This is a genomic window from Marinobacter flavimaris, from assembly GCF_002933295.1.
GTDB lineage: Bacteria > Pseudomonadota > Gammaproteobacteria > Pseudomonadales > Oleiphilaceae > Marinobacter > Marinobacter flavimaris.
On record NZ_PSSW01000021.1, the window covers coordinates 1 to 17,141 of the forward strand.

At 49.2% G+C, this 17,141-nt stretch carries 19 protein-coding genes and 1 tRNA gene; 12 read left to right on the forward strand and 8 right to left on the reverse strand.

Translation table 11 applies throughout. The features are described 5' to 3' along the window. The first annotated feature begins 230 nt into the window (after positions 1–230). The 5 genes from MDHKLMBL_RS21435 (at position 231) to MDHKLMBL_RS20020 (ending at position 3,516) form a co-directional block, all read left to right on the forward strand. Positions 231–425, forward strand: coding sequence for a PLDc N-terminal domain-containing protein (locus tag MDHKLMBL_RS21435; RefSeq protein ID WP_104272426.1), 195 nt, complete (start codon positions 231–233; stop codon positions 423–425). A gap of 346 nt (positions 426–771) precedes the next feature. Next, on the forward strand, positions 772–1,227 hold the full coding sequence (locus MDHKLMBL_RS20005) for a DUF6998 domain-containing protein (protein ID WP_104272462.1): 456 nt from the start codon (positions 772–774) through the stop codon (positions 1,225–1,227). A 90-nt stretch (positions 1,228–1,317) separates the two neighbouring features. Next, complete coding sequence (locus MDHKLMBL_RS20010; RefSeq protein WP_104272428.1) at positions 1,318–2,010, forward strand: hypothetical protein; 693 nt, start codon at positions 1,318–1,320, stop codon at positions 2,008–2,010. A 95-nt stretch (positions 2,011–2,105) separates the two neighbouring features. Further along, positions 2,106–2,963, forward strand: a complete 858-nt coding sequence (locus MDHKLMBL_RS20015) for a hypothetical protein (protein WP_104272430.1) — start codon at positions 2,106–2,108, stop codon at positions 2,961–2,963. 163 nt (positions 2,964–3,126) lie between these two features. After that, the gene (locus MDHKLMBL_RS20020) at positions 3,127–3,516 is read left to right on the forward strand and encodes a hypothetical protein (RefSeq protein ID WP_104272432.1); all 390 of its coding nucleotides are present in this window, start codon (positions 3,127–3,129) and stop codon (positions 3,514–3,516) included. A 262-nt stretch (positions 3,517–3,778) separates the two neighbouring features. Here MDHKLMBL_RS20020 and MDHKLMBL_RS20025 read toward each other — a convergent pair whose 3' ends face one another. Then, complete coding sequence (locus MDHKLMBL_RS20025) at positions 3,779–4,459, reverse strand: metallophosphatase domain-containing protein (RefSeq protein WP_104272434.1); 681 nt, start codon at positions 4,457–4,459, stop codon at positions 3,779–3,781. A gap of 429 nt (positions 4,460–4,888) precedes the next feature. Here MDHKLMBL_RS20025 and MDHKLMBL_RS20030 point away from each other — a divergent pair, with 429 nt between their 5' ends. The 5 genes from MDHKLMBL_RS20030 (at position 4,889) to MDHKLMBL_RS20050 (ending at position 9,727) form a co-directional block, all read left to right on the forward strand. Then, a complete protein-coding gene (locus tag MDHKLMBL_RS20030) occupies positions 4,889–5,503 on the forward strand; it encodes a hypothetical protein (protein ID WP_104272436.1) in 615 nt (204 codons plus the stop codon). A 53-nt stretch (positions 5,504–5,556) separates the two neighbouring features. Next, complete coding sequence (locus MDHKLMBL_RS20035) at positions 5,557–6,252, forward strand: hypothetical protein (RefSeq protein WP_104272438.1); 696 nt, start codon at positions 5,557–5,559, stop codon at positions 6,250–6,252. Positions 6,253–6,409: 157 nt separating this feature from the next. After that, positions 6,410–7,123: a hypothetical protein gene (locus MDHKLMBL_RS20040; protein WP_104272440.1), complete on the forward strand. Its 714-nt coding sequence runs from the start codon at positions 6,410–6,412 to the stop codon at positions 7,121–7,123. 32 nt (positions 7,124–7,155) lie between these two features. Continuing rightward, entirely contained in the window at positions 7,156–8,142 is a 987-nt protein-coding gene (locus tag MDHKLMBL_RS20045; protein WP_104272442.1) for a DUF4365 domain-containing protein, read from the forward strand. Positions 8,143–8,473: 331 nt separating this feature from the next. Beyond that, positions 8,474–9,727, forward strand: a complete 1,254-nt coding sequence (locus MDHKLMBL_RS20050) for a type II toxin-antitoxin system HipA family toxin (protein ID WP_104272444.1) — start codon at positions 8,474–8,476, stop codon at positions 9,725–9,727. Between the two features lie 38 nt (positions 9,728–9,765). Here the strand turns inward: MDHKLMBL_RS20050 and MDHKLMBL_RS20055 are convergent, their stop codons facing one another. Together MDHKLMBL_RS20055 and MDHKLMBL_RS20060 are read right to left on the reverse strand one after the other, a co-directional pair. Beyond that, positions 9,766–10,824, reverse strand: coding sequence for a relaxase/mobilization nuclease domain-containing protein (locus MDHKLMBL_RS20055; protein ID WP_104272446.1), 1,059 nt, complete (start codon positions 10,822–10,824; stop codon positions 9,766–9,768). Positions 10,825–10,859: 35 nt separating this feature from the next. After that, positions 10,860–11,222 (reverse strand): hypothetical protein, encoded by a 363-nt coding sequence (locus MDHKLMBL_RS20060; protein WP_104272448.1) that lies wholly within the window; start codon positions 11,220–11,222, stop codon positions 10,860–10,862. A gap of 745 nt (positions 11,223–11,967) precedes the next feature. Here MDHKLMBL_RS20060 and MDHKLMBL_RS20065 point away from each other — a divergent pair. Next, complete coding sequence (locus MDHKLMBL_RS20065) at positions 11,968–12,843, forward strand: hypothetical protein (RefSeq protein ID WP_104272450.1); 876 nt, start codon at positions 11,968–11,970, stop codon at positions 12,841–12,843. Here MDHKLMBL_RS20065 and MDHKLMBL_RS20070 read toward each other — a convergent pair whose 3' ends face one another. The 4 genes from MDHKLMBL_RS20070 to MDHKLMBL_RS20085 all read right to left on the reverse strand — a co-directional run bounded on the left by MDHKLMBL_RS20070 (position 12,844) and on the right by MDHKLMBL_RS20085 (position 15,452). Continuing rightward, complete coding sequence (locus MDHKLMBL_RS20070) at positions 12,844–13,164, reverse strand: hypothetical protein (RefSeq protein ID WP_104272452.1); 321 nt, start codon at positions 13,162–13,164, stop codon at positions 12,844–12,846. A 114-nt stretch (positions 13,165–13,278) separates the two neighbouring features. Beyond that, positions 13,279–13,677 carry a hypothetical protein gene (locus tag MDHKLMBL_RS20075; protein ID WP_104272454.1) on the reverse strand — a complete coding sequence of 133 codons (399 nt, stop codon included), beginning with the start codon at positions 13,675–13,677 and terminating at the stop codon, positions 13,279–13,281. After that, on the reverse strand, positions 13,678–14,196 hold the full coding sequence (locus MDHKLMBL_RS20080; RefSeq protein WP_146083438.1) for a hypothetical protein: 519 nt from the start codon (positions 14,194–14,196) through the stop codon (positions 13,678–13,680). Positions 14,197–14,204: 8 nt separating this feature from the next. After that, a complete protein-coding gene (locus MDHKLMBL_RS20085; RefSeq protein ID WP_146083439.1) occupies positions 14,205–15,452 on the reverse strand; it encodes a site-specific integrase in 1,248 nt (415 codons plus the stop codon). A 396-nt stretch (positions 15,453–15,848) separates the two neighbouring features. On the opposite strand from MDHKLMBL_RS20085, the gene MDHKLMBL_RS20090 reads away from it, so the two are divergent. After that, positions 15,849–15,925 (forward strand) — tRNA-Met (locus MDHKLMBL_RS20090). Between the two features lie 78 nt (positions 15,926–16,003). On the opposite strand, the gene MDHKLMBL_RS20095 is transcribed toward MDHKLMBL_RS20090, so the two are convergent. Continuing rightward, positions 16,004–16,747, reverse strand: a complete 744-nt coding sequence (locus tag MDHKLMBL_RS20095; RefSeq protein ID WP_104272460.1) for a substrate-binding periplasmic protein — start codon at positions 16,745–16,747, stop codon at positions 16,004–16,006. Positions 16,748–17,141: the final 394 nt, after the last annotated feature.

The window sequence follows — 17,141 nt, forward strand, 5'->3', positions numbered from 1 at the left end:
CCCTTTACCCCACGATCGAAAACCAATTAAAAAGGATTTAAGCGTAGCAGAGGATGCCTTTCGCAAACTGATTTACGCGATGCAGAAAGAGATTGCTTTGGCGGAAAAGGCGAAAGAATCGGCTTCGAAAATGATCTAATTAGCGCTTCAACGGGGTTTTCCGTTCCGCTTCAGTCCGGCCCGTTATGGACGCGTTAAATGTCTATGTTTAGTCGAGGATACTAACGCGTATGGAAGGTTCAGATCTCAACTTCACAATCACATTCCTTATTGTAACTATTGGCTGGTTGCTGCCGATAATAATTATTCTGCGCTCGAGTAAGACTAGCGGTGGCGAAAAGTTGGCCTGGATTCTGCTCATAATTTTTGTATCGTGGCTTGCATGGATATTTTATTGGTTGCTTGCGCCAATTAAGAAAAGTTGAGCGAAGACTGGCAATGAAGCGCAGTGCAAATGATCAATCGCGATTGAGCGGTAACCGCACATGTAACCAGTTGTGGCAATACCACACGCTGCACGCGCCTGACGCAGCTTACGCTGCCCCACTGCCCAAGGCATTATCCCAAGATCTGAATGTTCGCTTTGCGACCAGGGCATCCTCTGACCTCAGCTAAACAAAAGCGAACGTTCGCACCGCACGAAGACCTGGCCAAGTTTCCTCTACAAGGAGTGAGAATTTGCCTCGGAATCACTCTTGTGAAAAGCTCAGTTCATAAATTGTCCACCAAAGTGGTGCAAGATCACACAGCTTAGCTAAGCGTTAAATGTCTATGATCGATCACGATAAATTCCGGGCCTTGGTCAAGCAGCTCTACGCCACGGTCAACGAATTGGAGGTCATGTTCCCAGGTAGGCACTTCACCCCGGATGGCCATATGGTTGGCAGTTTAGGTGAATGCCTTGTGGCCGATGCATACAATCTTGATCTCAAGACAGCGTCCAATAAAGGCTATGACGCTATCACCGAATGCGGCTTAGAAGTTGAGATCAAAGCTACGCAATCCAACTCTGTTGCATTCCGGAGTCAGCCGCAGCATACGATTATCATTAAGATCATGCCTGACGGTACATTCGAAGAAATTTACAACGGGCCAGGAGTGGTTATTTGGGAACAGTTCAAAGGGAAGCGGCTACCGAGCAATGGCCAGTTTCAGATCTCTCTCAATAAACTCCGGCAATTAAACCAAAGTGTGGCTCAGGCAGACCGTGTACCTAGGGCCATTTAACAAGGTGCATCAGTGCGGCCGGTGGGTGGCCGCCGGGGGTCCCTGACTGGCCGCCGCTGCGCTTCGCGTTAGGCAGAAAGGTAATTGACCATGACACTCGGACCAGTACCTGATTATCTTAAGCAAGGAATGCGCAAGCGCTTTCTCGCAGGTTTGAAGGATAGCCGTGCCCTGGACACGTATGAACTGGACCTTTTTCGGTGGTTCAGGGATGAGACTGAGGAAGCATGGGCGCAGATGGACGCCGAGGAACGGCAATATATCCAACAGCAAGTTGACTCTGGTGCGGACGAGATAAATGACAGTGGCGTCGTTGCCACTGATTACTACCGCAGAAGAATGCGCGCCTCCCACGTTATCTTTTTATCGTCTCTCTTGGAGAGTGCGATGAAGCAAGAGTGTGATCGGGCCATGAGAGTCTTGTCAGACAAAGTTCTCTTCAAGCCATCAGAGCTCAAAGGTGATCCTTGGAGCGCCCGAAGAGCTTTCCTCGAAAGGCATTGCTCATTCCGTATTTCTGACAAGCTTTGGGGTCCTATTTTGAGTCTCTTGGCGGTTCGTAATGCTCTAGCTCACCAAAACGGTGAAATCTCCTTACTCACGAAAGAGCAAGTGGGACACCTACAAAAGATTTCCGGCATCACCGTCGACTCCGGCGAACTTGGAATCGACGTCAGCTTTGTGGATGACTCAGCTCAAGCCATCCGAGAAGTGATCGAGTTTCTGCATTCTCAGATAAACGCACTTATAGATCGCGCAATTAAGCCACAGGCCGCGAAATAGAACAGCCTAACAAGCGGCGGCACTGTGACCGCTTCTCCGCCGCTTTGCGGCTACAAACCGGCACGTGTGCCGGGCGTCAAAACACAAGGGCACACATGGATCAAGAGACAGAGCTTTTAGTAGAGGCAATCACCAGTCTGAAATCTGAGCCCAATTATTTCAAAGACTATGCTTTTCCCATCGCAAGCGCTTTTTTCACCTCGGTTCTTGGCGCAGCAATAGCCTATTTCACATTGAGGCACCAGGAAGGTGTTCAGATCGAAAAAGAAAAGATGGATGCGACGAACAAGTGGACCTTGAATGCTGAGGAAGCGCGAAGCACTCTGTTTGCAGTAAAGGGAAATTATCATGGAGAGCTTAAAGAAAATCCTTTCCAGCGTATCACCTCTATTCCAAGCATCTTGTTCAAAGCAAAACCTTTGACAGAAGATTTTAAGGGGCTTTCATTTATCGTTCCTGTGGGGAGTGACACAGAAGATGAGATCCCCAAATGGAGTCAGATCCCCAGAATTAGAGCCATGGTTTCCAATTACAATTACCTGCTAGAGCTATGGGAACAGCGGAATACGCTCAATGAGCAATTTAAGTTGCGTGTATTTGAAGTGCACGGGGATAACGCGAGAATGGCCTTATCAAAAAACGAGATTGTTCAGGCCGTTGGCCAAGCTTTCTTGGCCGCATTTACCGACTTAAATGAGCGTGTCATTCGTTTAACCGACGACATTATTCTAGAACTCGATAACTTTTTGATGGAATTCCCTAAATATGCGAAGAGTAAAATCCAAATCAAGCGTTTGAAGCGGTATGGGTCGATTCTGATGCACTCCAACAACGAAAACCCGTTCATTCTCAAGTTGCTAGAAAAGTCACCAGATCCGAATTTTGAGATCCTGAGTGAGATCATCGGGGAACCGGAGGAAGCTATTCGACAGCGACATGCAACTGGATATTGAGACAAGTTTTAACAATGTGGTCAACGGGACGCCAAGTTCGCTGCGCTCCGTTGGCGCCCGTTACCACTAGCGGTTAGCGTTTCACTCCAGAGTGCTTCAAAGTACTTGAAGAGTACTCCAAAGTACTCTATAGTTTCCTTTGTCTGATAAAGGAGGCTATTCGATGAACGAACATGTTTATGTGCCAATTGAAGTTGCTCTTTATAAAGAGCTGCTAGATCGCTATCCAGAAGCAGCCAATTCGACCATTCAGAGCGTCATAGGCGACTTCCTCGAGCGAACTCGTGAAGATTTTGTCTTCGAGGAAAAGCGAGGAGTTTATTGGGACAAGATATTTTTGCCGAACGGGACCCAAATAAGGACCAAGTATTTTAACGAGACATTGGTTGGTGAAATCGAGAACGAAAGAATCGTTTGGCGGAATAAAGAGTATGGTTCGATCTCACAGATGGTGAACACCATGAGGGGAAATACATCGAACAACGCGTGGAAGGTAAGCGAGGTAAGGCGTCCAGGTGATTCAGTTTGGTATGCAGCGGACAGGCTTCGGTGATATCTACGCTAACCAGGGGCTCAAGCCGACTAGTACTGCGCTGCGCTCCGTACCGGCGGCTTAGCCCAGGCGTTATTGCCTAACCTGAATGTTCGCTTTGCGACCTTATTAACCAATTTATGGTGTCAATTTCCGGCCCCGTTATTGCGACCTGACGGCTTTATAACGGACCAAAGCTCGGTTCTCTCGCACAATTTAGAGCACCACTGCCCTGCCAGAAAGATTTCAGAGGCGTGAGACAGAGTAGTTTTTCAAAGCATTTCTATAGATCGATGATGATCGGTGGATTTGTGGGCTCATATCGTTCAGTGCAAGTCGACGAATTTACGAACGCCACGCCATCACTCTCCCGCCTTGCCATTCCATATCCCTCGTGGATATGGCCAAAAATGTGAGCCTTGAGCTTCGATAGCGACTCAACCCGCAGAGACAGAGGGTAACAGCCCACATGCATTCGATCCTGTGGGACGTAGTCAAAAATGCCCAAGGGCGGGCCATGGGTTATCAAAACCTCCACTGAGTCGGGGATTCTTGCCCGAAGTTCGAACATCTTTTCCTCGTCCGCATTGAACGCCATGTCTCTAAAAGTCGGCGTCCAGGGGCTCCCGAAAAACAGAACTCCATCCATGGTTATCTCTTCGTCTTCGAGATAGATAATGCCATATCTCTCACAGACCTCGCGGGATTTCGCAGGCTCTTTTTCAAAGCAGTAGTCGTGATTGCCTGCGATCAAGAGCTTGTGCTTGTGCTTGTGAGAGCTAAGCCATTGAGCGAGATCTTCGAGTTGAGAGAGCTTCCCGCTTGAAGTGCAGTCCCCGGCATGAATGAGCACATCACCAGGCGGAACGACCTCGGGAAGAGGTCCGCTGCGCAGCCGCGTCTCAGAGCCCACCAGCATATGGCGGTGGCGAGAATGGGTGTCCGAAATGCAGACCAGCCTCACTTGCTATCCTTCTTCATTGCTCTTCGGTCTTTCCATCGAAGTGACCTGTTCGTCCGCTTCCCACACTTATTCTCTTTGATGATCCGGGACTACAAAGGAGAAGTCCTTGAGCGTTTCGATCGATTTAACGTCGGCTTCGATATCCATGCTGAGAGAACATTCCTATAGTTTCAAGCAATTTTGGTTCATCTGATCAGCAGCAGTGCAACCTGCTCTGCAAAGATTGCAGCCCACCTTGTATACTTGGACATACCCCGGTCCACTAGACACTCCTGGCCTATGAATCGACAGAGGACCAATTCGATCGTTGCAATTAATCCTTTCGATGTAACCTGCTACGCTTTCCAGTACCGCCAGAAAGCGAATAGACTGTTTGAAATTCTAAATTCTTAGAGACCTTTTTTCGGGCATCTCTCTCGAGTGGAAGTCATGGCTTTTATGAAAAACCTATTATTGTTATTCGCAGTTATCTCGATTGCGGGATGCGCAGTTAACAAGGGCACGATCAACTCTTACAACGAGCCCACCTATGAGGGGGGAACCATAAAGAGTATCGCTATCTTTTCCCTTCGTGGTGCCCAATTTGCTCCGTCCGAGGCGCGGACCGTAAACAGAGAAATTACAAGGGCCATGGCTTCAAAAAATCCGAACCTTGAGATCATTCCGCCCTCTGAGGCTCAAAGAAAAATTAATTCTAGCGACTTCGCCGAGCGATGGTCTGATTTCGTGGAGGATTACTATACTTCTGGCCTCGCGAATCAAGAGATTCTCGCGCAAGCCTCAGAGGTTTTGGGTGTAGACGCAATTATGCAGGGGCAGCTTCTCCGACTCTATCAGGTCGATGGCGACGGCTGGACGCAAAAAGGAACGACTCGTGTGACCGTCAGCTATTCAATTCTGCAAACCTCTACAGCAAAAACTGTCTGGGAAGTATCCGCAGATGGCGTTAAACGGAATGCCCTCGAATTCGCGGAGGCACCAACAGTCATAGACTCCTTGGAACTTGCCATCGATAAAATCAAAGTCAACATTCCTAAGCTTTAGCGAACCGCAAGAGGTTGGGGTTCTAAGCCGTTACTGCGGACATTCCTAAAAACATGAATCATGAATTCTCAGCTATAACCCAAGAAATTAAAGGGAGATTGCAAAGTTCGGATAGAGTAATCCTCTTTGCTAAAACTGGCAATTATGACCTTCAGGTGGAAGCGACCCTAGTAAAGGCTTTGACCGAAATTTTGAGAGATAACAACGAACCATTCTTCATCATTCGGACTGCATCAATAGATATGATGAGTTACGAGCCTCTGAAAGAGGAAGATGACGAGCTATGTGCTTGGGTCCACTCATGCACAGGGCAATTACCAGTTTTTTACTATCACTGGATCAACAGCACGAATGTGTCATCCGCTGCGGAAGCATCCAACCTTTCAGCAGCGAACCTCATCGACGACTGGCCACGCTTCCGTAGCCACCACCTAAAATCAATCAGTAAACAAGTTCCTCATCATCGGATCATTCTTTCCGCAGCTGATCATAGTGAGGCTGATGATGGACTCAAGCTAGCCAAATACGCTGCTGATCGCATCATTCTATCCATGATTGACCGAGATGCTGACTCTTGGGAGCAGATTGGAGCAGTTATAAACCGGCTCTCAAATAAAGAGCACGAAAAGTTTCTAATCGCCCACTATGACGATCGGCAGCGCCCAGCACCAATGACTTTTCTTTCAATAGAGGAGTTTAAGCATCTTAGGAATACTCGGGATGGAAGATACGACATCCGCATCAGATAAAGACTGCCAAGCCACGGATCAGTTTCCCCTTAGAAATTGTTCCGTTTGCCTGGCATCCCTGCCGGGGTTGAATCCCGATCTTCCTGATCAAATGGCTCGCTAACAGCATCTGCAACCTAGGGGGGCAGGTCACTTATATCAGGCGTCATTACCAATCATGGATATAGACCTCACCAAACCTCGAGACCTCCCAGCTGAATTTACTGAGCGGCTTAACAGGATCGAAAACCAATGTAAAAACCATGAGTTCTCAGAACAGCTCGTGGAACATCCAGAAGTTTCGTCTTTGGTGCGAGATATTGATCAATACTGCAACGAGAACCGAATCATCGGCGTTCATTACACTAGGGCATTTCCAGAGAGCATTTCAGCTCAGGGGCTTATAGTGCGAAGTGGAGAAGAAATACGAAGGGAGTTCTTACAGAGGCATGGCCACCGGTTTTCCCAAGCGGAGATTTCGGAGATCAAAGCGAGGTGGAGCAAATATTTTGATCCCAGGCAGAGCTCTGCAAGAGACGGTCGAATTTTCTTTAACTTCACCGAGATTGAGCTTGGTCAGAGTGGCTCGGAATATTTGCTTGATCTCTATGGCGGTGAGCAAGTAAGCATGTGTTTCGAATTAGACGAACCTTTGGGGACCAAGCTTGGAGCAATCGGACAGCCCTTGGTTGTAAGGTGTGCGCTAGATCCCAAGCTGATAACAACCTTTATTGAGCATCCTTGGGGGAAAATACTAGTATCGTCCTTCCATGCAGCGATAAACCCAAATGCATTCAGGATTGATCAGGATGGATATCAGGAAGTCCCCGTGAAGTCTGTGGATGTAATCGAAGTGAGAGTCATAACAAGTGGTGTCACTCGGAAGCAGTAACGTTCGACAGTGCTCTAAGCGATAAACATCTTATGGTAAACAACAGAACGAAAGAGCGAATTGGTGTCAATCTTGTCCAAACGATAGTGGAGACTGATTGGGAAAGCGGATGGCAAGAGTATGCCGCCCAAAATGATGATGCGGTTGATGGAATCATCCTCATGCGAAAGGGGAGCAAACATCAGTCTGATACAGGGGGCGTCGTCTTCGTTCAGGTGAAATGCGGTGGTAACGGCTACCGCCAAGACCAAAAGCAATACCCAAATCATTTATGTATCAATTTGGGCAAAGAATATCTCGAAAAACATTTGCCGCGTTGGAAAAAGGTACCTGGCCCGGTAGTCCTGATCTTCGTGGATGATTCCCAGTCGAAAAAAAATCCTCCTGCATGGTGGGTAGATTTGAGGAGCGATTGCATCTCTCCCACTAACCAGGGGCTCGTGTTGATTCCGAAGAGCCAAAGGTTTGGCCATCATGCGAAAGGCGATTTCCATTCACTGTGTGGGCCAGGCCCATCTGACCGCCAATTAATGACCATAAAGCTAAAAAGGGAAGATCAGGTGCCAATCCAACTTGGACGGGACGAGTCATTACGAAGCGATGCATGGGAGTTCTACAAAAACTGGCGTGAAGATCATGAAGCCTGTTTTCATGATGAGTTCGGTTTCATAGCTGTAAACCGGGTTGGATGGAAGCATATAACTCGGATAGGCCGATCACCTGAGCGAATCGTTCAGTCATGGTTGCTGCTAGGGGCGGCGCGCCAAATGATCTTGCAGAATGCAAATACAGCCTATTTGGGGCACGCTAAAGTAGATCAATTACCAAGTGGTGCTACGCGAATAGTTGACTACCTAGGGCTAAGAGCGAACGTAATTTTTCCCCATCGGCACCAATCGGTAGTTCAAGTGGTTCTGAAACGTCAGAGGATTCTTGACACAGATTATGGTGAACGGGAAAAACAAAAGATCTGGTTCTACTCAGTTTACGAGCCGCGGAGGGGAATGCAGGCGGGATAAAATGGCGACCGTCTACAGCTGGAAAAGACTTGAGCGAAAAATCAGGGTAGAAGTCTGATACGCCATCACTCTTCAAGGGCCATAGGGTCGCCAGCCCCAATGTTGCCAGAGATCCTAGCCCCTGCCAACCCAAGTTTTTCACTGGGCAATTGGAACGAAGACAGTAATAGGTAGAAGAACCGTTAAATTTGGTCTGCCTCAAATAGGCCTGCACAAAGGCCCTCAGCTTTTGAAATGGCTAGAGTCTCAGACTCCCTGTGTCACTTTCGATTGAGACTATGCATAAAACCATCCTGTAACGAAATGCAACAAGACCAAGAAGGGACCAACTTTGAGATTGACCGTCCAGGCATTCTGGGGAGACAAGTGGCATGATGCTGGGACGCTTGAGATCCTAAAACCGGATAAAGGGTTACTTGGCCCCTGCCGCTTTTCCTATTCTGCTCACTACGTGGCTGACGCATGGGACTATAAAAACGACGGTGAGGGATTCATTGATGAGAGAGCTGTGAGTGTAAATATCCCCGGCAGCTTTAGTGATACCTTTTCGTCAGATGCGGTGAATGCTTTTGTCAGAGACATGATACCTCAGGGCTTTGGTCGTGATGCGCTGTTGCGTAACCATAGAATCGACCGTGTCTCCCATCACACTGATTGTGAGCTCCTCTCTCGCTTCTGTTCGCATCCTGTGGGAAACCTTCGGATAAAAGAGGCACACGAGGCTTTTCAGGATCATTTGGCCAGCTGCACCTCTTCACTCATACGAAACGGCATCTCAACAGAAGAGGCTCACGAGAGAGGTGTGAGCATCATTAGAGAGCTCGCCCAAGAAGGGGTACCCGTATCTGGAGCTTTAGGAGCCGGCGGCGATGCTCCGAAAATGCTGCTCTCAGAGAGAAAAGACGGGCGACTTTTCCCCGAAGGAGTTCTTACAGATGATGAGATCAAAGAGCACTGGCTGGTGAAATTTCCAAGAGGCAAGAGCCTCAGAAGCGACAAAGATATCCTGATCGCAGAGTGCTCTTTTAGTTGGGCTCTGGGAACATTGGGAGAGGATGTATCAGACGGGATACTGGTCTCAAGTGACGGAAAGCCGAGCTTTTGGATTCAACGCTTTGACCGGGGAACTCGATCCGGACGTGTAACCAGAGCCGGCGTCGAGTCCCTCTATAGTCTTTCCGAGGTATATAAAAGCGGAGAGCGACTTTGGCACGAAGACGTCATTGCGAAGCTTTTTTCTGTGACTGATCATGAAGACCTGATAATAGAGTACCTTGTGCGAGATGCAATCAATTGCGCCATCGGCAACATTGATAATCACGGTCGTAACTCAGCACTGATAAAACGTAATGGCAAAATCGCGTTATCTCCAGCTTATGACCTTGCTCCAATGGTTCTTGATAACGAAGGCGTCATAGAAGGGACTTCATGGAGGGACAAGAAACTCTTCATGTTTCGGTACCAAAAGATTGCACACAAGTTAGGTGCCAGACTAGAGGGCCTCCATGAATTTCAGTTCCTATCAAACATAATCGCGCTTCCGGATAGCGTCATTAGACACCCCCGAGTATCGATGAGATTTTAATGTCAACTTTAGGCGGCTATTTTTTTACCCCTCCTCTTTTAGTCTAGGCCTTGATCTTTGAGAAAGGCCGCGAGCCCAGAGGACTCTCCTCTGTTGGTAACCCCTTCGCTAGCTGTCAGATTTTGCTGCTTACTTCGCTCCGCTCGTATTGTTCTTGCGCCTCTATGGCACGCTTGAATGTCTCTCTCTTGCTCATAATGGATTCCTTCATGTTTCTCGTACCGTTGCAACATTAGGCCATCTTTTTGTGAGTAAACTTGGCCGGTCAGTGCCGCGAATGTCAGCCTGTCGCTTTTAAGTCTGTAACCAGAGGCACTGCGACCACGGTACGCGTAGCTAATACCTGTTGGGTAGTGTTGGTCGTTTAGCCTCACTATTGGCTGAACTCCAACCTTCTCGCAGTTCTCAAGGAAGTCAGTAAAGGTCTTGCCGCGGCTCGTCCCTACCGCCTCTGACAGCCGCGCAATGATCGCTTGGTGCCAAGGCATCTCGGCCTCACCATACTGCTCGAAATCATAGACGATCTTCTCGAAAGTCGATTTCGGCATATCTCTGCCCCAGGTGTCGCGCGGATTCGGAGTTGGTTTAAGGCCGAGCCTCTTCTCGATCTTGCGCATCGCCCTCATACCCCGCGTATAGTCTCCCTTATCATTCACAAGGGTATAGTTGTACTTCATAGAGTTTTGGACGCGGCAAGCGACTATATGTGCATGCTGAGCATCATTTTCGTCGTGCAGCGCCGCGGTCCATTTCGTCGAAGTGTTGTAACCCATCGCCCTCATATAAACGCGAACAGCATAGCGCCAGTCTGATTTCTTCAGTCGCTCACCAGAGGGTAGCGACAGAACGTAGTGAGCCATTTTCTTCTTGGACCTGGAATTCTTAGCGGCTACGAAATCGAGCTCGTTAGCAACGTGGCTGGTTCTGATGCAACGGATCTTTCCGGTAGTTTCGTCTCTGCTCACCGGGGCGGCTGAGACCATCTGTGAGCACAGGTGATAAAGGCCATCTCGCTGAGCCTGCCCCCCTGCCTCTCTGTATACGTACGAAAGAGTAGCTCCGCTGCCTGCTCTATACTTCATCTTTTTGTGAATCATGTCTCTTTCCTTCCTTGATATTAGAGCTGCGGATCTTAGTGCCCGCTGTACAGGGCTTTTGCGAGTCGCGACAGAATCAAGCGACACTCTTTTAGAGGCTGAAGATCCTCTGTGTCCGCTTTTTCCATGGTGCGATGGATCACTACAGTCAGCGCAGAGATCGTCTCATCCAACTGGATAGCCAGGCGCTGATCTGTCGCTCCAGACTTCGGCTTTTTCCGACGCTTGCTTAACACTCGATCTCTGACAAAAGTCGATATATCCCCGGTCCATCCGGAATCATAAATGAGCTCATCGAGCCTCTGGATCTCTTGGATGTTCATCCGGAGCATCACAACTGGCTCTCTCTTGCCGCTTGCCATCGCCGCGTCGCGGGCCCTCTCTAGCTTCGTAATCATGCCTGCCTCCTTGCTTTTAAGTTACTCCGCCCCTGGAGGACGCGGTTACTCCAGCTTTACACATGAGTTACTCGTGACATAGCTGGCTTGGTTTTTGAGCACACCTCTACTATAGCAATAACCATTATTTTTTATGTCAGATTAGCATACTTTTCGACATTATTTATGATCACAAAATTGCATAGATATGTAACCAAGGGAGAATGAGTCGGCAGGGTGGGTCCCCGGGACCCAGGTAGAAACAGCACTCATGATCTGAGCGAAAAGTGGGTGGGTACCGGAGGCCTAGGCAAAAAAGCAACGTAGAAAGACAGCAAATGCATGGTGGGTCCCCGGGACCCGGCTAAAAATCTCACTCAAATTTTCTTCTCAACCGAAAGTGGGTCCCCGGGACCCAGGTAGAAACAGCACTCATGATCTGAACGAAAAGTGGGTGGGTACCGGAGGCCTAAACAAAAAAGCAACGTAGAAAGACAGAAAATGCATGGTGGGCCCCCGGGACCCGACTAAAAATCTCACTCAAATTTTCTTCTCAACCGAAAGTGGGTCCCCGGGACCCAGGTGGCACAACAAATGCCAGTACTGGCACAACAAGTGCCCCGATTGGCATCGGAACTGCCACTTGTGGCGCTGATTTTTTTACTTTTTACATTAGCATTTATTTGACTACAGTCTATTATTTTACTGTCAATTATGGGAAAAAGAACTATAATCTCCAGCACTCAAGCAAAGCTGGAGAGAAGACATGGCACAGGGATACACGGGGCACGAAAAGCTCATCGCAGAGGCGTCTAAAGCTTGGCGCTACCACGAGTGGACTTGCAGTGATGACTTTGCTGACTACGAGTCAGAGCGGCATGTCGTGATCGCCGAAGGGGACTACACAGGACGCCCGCCGGTTCCGATCGCTGAACAGCAGAAGCGCGCTACAGAGAGCTGGGATAAGCGCCTAGCTGAGCTACGCGCATATGAAGAACAGGAAGGTCTGGCTCCGACTCCGGAGGAAGATGTAAAGACTTTCGTACAGCAGCGTCACGGCGATAAAGGAAGGCGTCGAGGCGGTCGAGCGATAGCTTTACAGAAGTATATCCGCCGCACGCAGAGACAGATCACTGAAGTCGAGACCGCACCCGAGGACGACTTCAAAGACACGGGTGGCCGCGGCCGACCGAAGATGTCGCGCGAGCAAAAGGTGAAGCATCTCGAAGGGCTCGCTGGGAAAGCACAGAAAGAGCTAGACGGCATCTATAAAGGGATGGATGAGAAAGACCGGCTTTGGCATCAAGTGCACGATCTGAAGAGCCATCGTCGGCAGCTTAAATTAGCACTGAAGAGTCCGGAAAACCCTCAAGCCAAGTCGATCTGGCTGAAGCACCGGACGGAAGATGAGGTCAAGGAAGTGCTGGACTCCACGTGTGCTGAGATTGCTCGTCTTGAAGCGAAGATGGCGATGATCGATGCCGGGATATCTACTGATGAGCAGCCGAGTCGCTCAAAGCTTCCTCAGATCCAGGAGTATAGGAGAACTCTGGAGGCTATGATCAAAGAGCAGCGTAAGATCAAAGCTCTCGAGAAAGAAGCTCAAGAGCTGGGGATCGATGTCTCGCTGCTCAAAAGGTGATCAGTCTTTCTGCATTGATTGAGAAGCCATGATTTCGGGCGGCGCGTAACCGCCCCGCAGGGCCAGTATGGTCTTGGTGGGCATTGTGATTCTTTTGCCTGGGCCGTCCAGCTGGTAGATCGAATTGCCAGTGATCGCGTAGAGCACACCCTCTTCAGTGACCTCCCGCTGAATCGGAGATGTGCAGGAATAATTCCCTGGAGACCAGCGCCCAGAGGGATCTTCCTTGACGATACCCCAAGCAACCTGCACTTCCTCAGGCGCTCCGTCTCTCTCAAAGTCGATGATGTACCAGTCGCTTAAAATGGTGGTTGGTTGCATGCTCTACGCCTCTCGAAAGCCTCATGAGCATCAAGATTGTCACAGAGCCGAACTCCTGTAAATCACTGTTTTTGAACACAATATAATTAACGTTATGGAATAAAAGCCAAATATCTAGTCGATTTTCGAGCACCTACCTTTTGTAACAACCGTATCGAAAACGACAACGTCCTCATCGAGTTCAGCGACTGTTCGGACTAGAGTGAACACTCCGTCGAAACCTCGAGAAAAGTACACAGCGCCTTCTCTCAGAGATCCGCAACTAAATTCAGTTGTGCAGTTGGAAAGCACGTTATCGTTCCCGAACTTTTTTAAGACCCAGCTGCCCGAAGCATTCGATTGAAGGAATTTTTCATTACCGACCGCATATCTCATCGACTCAAGGGATTTGCCTCCGGCATTACGAACTCCTCCATTTGCTTCAGGAACGCAAAGATAGGTCTCAGCAATCACCATGGCGGGTGACATGGCGGGTAACGCACACAGAAGGACAAACATCATTCTCAACTTCATCTATAAGCTCCCTTCATTATTCAGCGCGTTCATCCGCTCCACTTCATCATGAACCAGTCCGCGGATATTGCTGTGCAAGTAGATTGTCATCAAAGCGAATTTCTCTCTGATGCTCATGTCATTGTACTTTCGAGCTAACTGCTCCGGCCTATCCGAGTTAGTTGCAATTGTTTCTTGCAAGACTTCCTTTCCGGTTGCAGAGAAAGCTTTATAGAAATTGTTCACATCGGATTTCGTTAGCTCAGAGTCGGTTTTATGTGCGAATTTATTGCGAATGTTACCAAGAGTGGAAAGGGGTTTAATGAGGTCTTCATCCATTCCGAGTGCGACAGCGAGAAGACACTTTTCGGCAAAAGTAAGGCTGATCTTCTCAAGATGTTTGTAGCTGACAACATGCAGAACTAGAAAGTGATCGACCTGCTCTTCCACTTTAATGTGAGATCGAACGACCATCGAGAGTTCGTCTCCCGAGAGGAGGGCTCTGATTAGCGTTCGATTAGGCTCATCCTTGTTCTGCATGAACATCCCTATCCGAAGACTCTGCTGACCGCTTCTTTTCGGTGGTCATGCGTTAGATGAGCATAGATCAAAGTCATCGCGATGTCTTCGTGTCCCATGAGCTCCCTGATTGTGTTGAGATCCACCCCGCCTAGGGCCAGGCGTGATGCAAAGGTGTGCCGGAAGTCGTACGGACGGAAGTCATCAATCTTAGCGGCACTGATCGCGCGAGTGATCGCCCGGGGTAAGCGATCCATGACCTGGCCTAGCTTGCCAGGAAAGACCAGTCCTTTATTCTGAGACCCTGGGCTGCGGCGCCATCGCTTGAAGATTTCTATTGCTTCTTTGGATAGCGGGATGTGTCGAGTCTGACCGCTCTTTGCTTCTGCTCCGACCACTGTCAGCGTCTTGTGAGCAAGATCGACGTGCTTCCAGTCGAGTGAGAGAAGTTCTTCCGGCCGACACCCGGTGTGTATCGCAAGGATGATCAGCGGGTAGATGTGATCTGAGTACTGATCTTCATGGATCTCAGGCTTAAGGGGCTTCTTTCTGTCAGCCAAAAATTTGTTGTAGCTCTGCCGCCCAGCCCGGGCTTTGACCTCACGATTTTCCAGATGCTCTCTCAGCCGGCTTTCTTCATCATCAGTCAAGAAGCGGACTTTCGAGCGCATATCCACCTTGAGTTGTTTCCACTTTGCAAGTGGGCTGGTCTTCAGCACACCAACTCGGACTGCGTGCGACAGCACAGCCATGATGCACGCGATATCACGATTAATCGTCTTCGGTGAGATCTCCGCAGCGAGTCGCTTCTGCCTCCAGTCGAGAACCTTCTTCTCAGTGATCTCAGACATCGGCAGCTTGTACCAGCTCTCGAAGTGACGCTTCAGTCGAGCAAGATCTTCTTCAGCATCTCTCCGCTCAGCTTCACGCCAGGGCTTGTACACTTCATCTATAAAGACCCCGAGCTTCTGAGTCTTCTCAGCGGCTTTCTTCTGACGCTTCTCATGCTTCACTTGATTCAGGTTCTGACCAGACGCAACCTCACCACCTCTACGCCTCGCCTCTTCTCGAGCATCTGCGAGAGGCATAGCATCAACAAGCCCGATCCGATACTTACTTCGCTTTCCTTCACTGTCTCTATAGTCGAGATAGAAAGCCTTCTGCCCAGACACACCGACACGGACCATGAAGCCCGGGATCAGCGTATCCCGTACGTCATACCTTTTACCTGTCACCGGCAGGGATTGTATCAGCCTGTCCGTAAGCTTCTCTTTCACTCTACATCTCCCCAAGCCCAGTAAGACCAGTAGCTCAACACACCTGATCCCTGCGAATACTATAGCGCGGGGGTCCAACGGGGGTCCAACGGGGGTCCAGATCGGGGCTCCACGGGGGGTCCAAAAACAGCCATTTGAGACCAAAAAAGCTTTTGCGACCAACAGATAAGGGGGCTAATAATATAAACCGATAGGTTGATGAAGTGGCTAACCTGGAGGGAATGCAGAGACTTTCTTCTTTTGCGCACAAAGAACCACAGTTGATTGGTTTCAAAAGCTTTTTTGGATTCAACGGCAGTTTCCTGATGCCCTTCTCGTCAACTAATTGGTGTTGTGCTCTTGACACTCGAAAAGCATGCTCATACTATGTGCGCCGCTTCAGAGATGAGGCGAAATGGCAAGGTAGCTCAGTTGGTTAGAGCACAGCACTCATAATGCTGGGGTCGGCGGTTCGACTCCGCCCCTTGCTACCAGTATTAATAAAGCCCGGCTCGCGAGAGTCGGGCTTTTTTAATGCCTGAAAGGTCGGCAGACAACTCACCGACGCCAAGTCAGCCTTCCGGATCTCGCTGTCTCCCGGGGATATCCCAGGCCTCATGATTCTGCTCGCCAATTAAGCGACAGGCTCGTATTGCATCCCTGAAGTCTTCCTTGAGCCGGCTATCCTTCACTTTGTGGGAAATGTACATGGACAAATCTATCCAGGCGGCTGTCCGTTCATAATATTGTCCTTGATAACCATTAAGATAGAGATCCGTCATAATCCAGGGTAGAACCACGACATCGACGCGACCGAGCCTGAGCATTTCGACCGCTTGAGCCCAGTCAGAGACATGAGTGACGGTAGGGCTATCGCCCTTTAAAAGCTCTAAACCGGCAAATTTTCGGACAAATCCAAACCTGAGCCCACTCATGCTCTCCAAGGGCGGCAAATCCTCGAACATGAGATACACGTACTCCAACTGGAACAACGGACCACCGAAGTCCGCGTACTGATCCCTTTCTACCGTTTGAATTAACGGTAATCCAACCGAGATCCCCCCCTTTTCCAGCTGTCGAAGTATCTGGGCCAGCGGCATGTTAACGAATTTGAAATCCCCATCTACTCGGCTAAAAACACACCGGTAATAAGGTGCGAAACGACCCACGAGCCTTCCATCTTCTACGGAAATTTCACGTTCTATATCGGCAAAGACGCCAACAATATGGGGGCGTTTTGAATCGGCAGGCAGAGATATAGAGAAAAACAGGAGCAAAAGGAAATTCAGAAGCTTGAGCCATACGAGCCTTTGCATGTCTCCCCCTCCAATCGTGCGAATACAGCGCACACTATCGAAAGCATTCAAGCAAACAACGGTGACAATTACTTATCCATAACTTCAAACGCTCTCTTCATAGTAGCTGTCGTATCGGCACTGTGCCCCTCTTTTCCTTACCAACCGGAGCACGCAATGTGTGCGATGGAACATCACAACGACGAGAGGAGTGGCCGTTTTTTATTTGGTTAACATCAAATTGACTCGATCATGATCAATCTTCCAGATCCCCGCGTCTGGTGGGGATCTCCCTGCATATTCCGGCCCATCGTGACCACCCATTCCGTTTGAACGTGACCGCCTGTTCCGGGCGATCGTGACCGCTCATTCCGTTTTATCGTGACCGATTTCGGGCGTTTTTCCGGAATCGCCG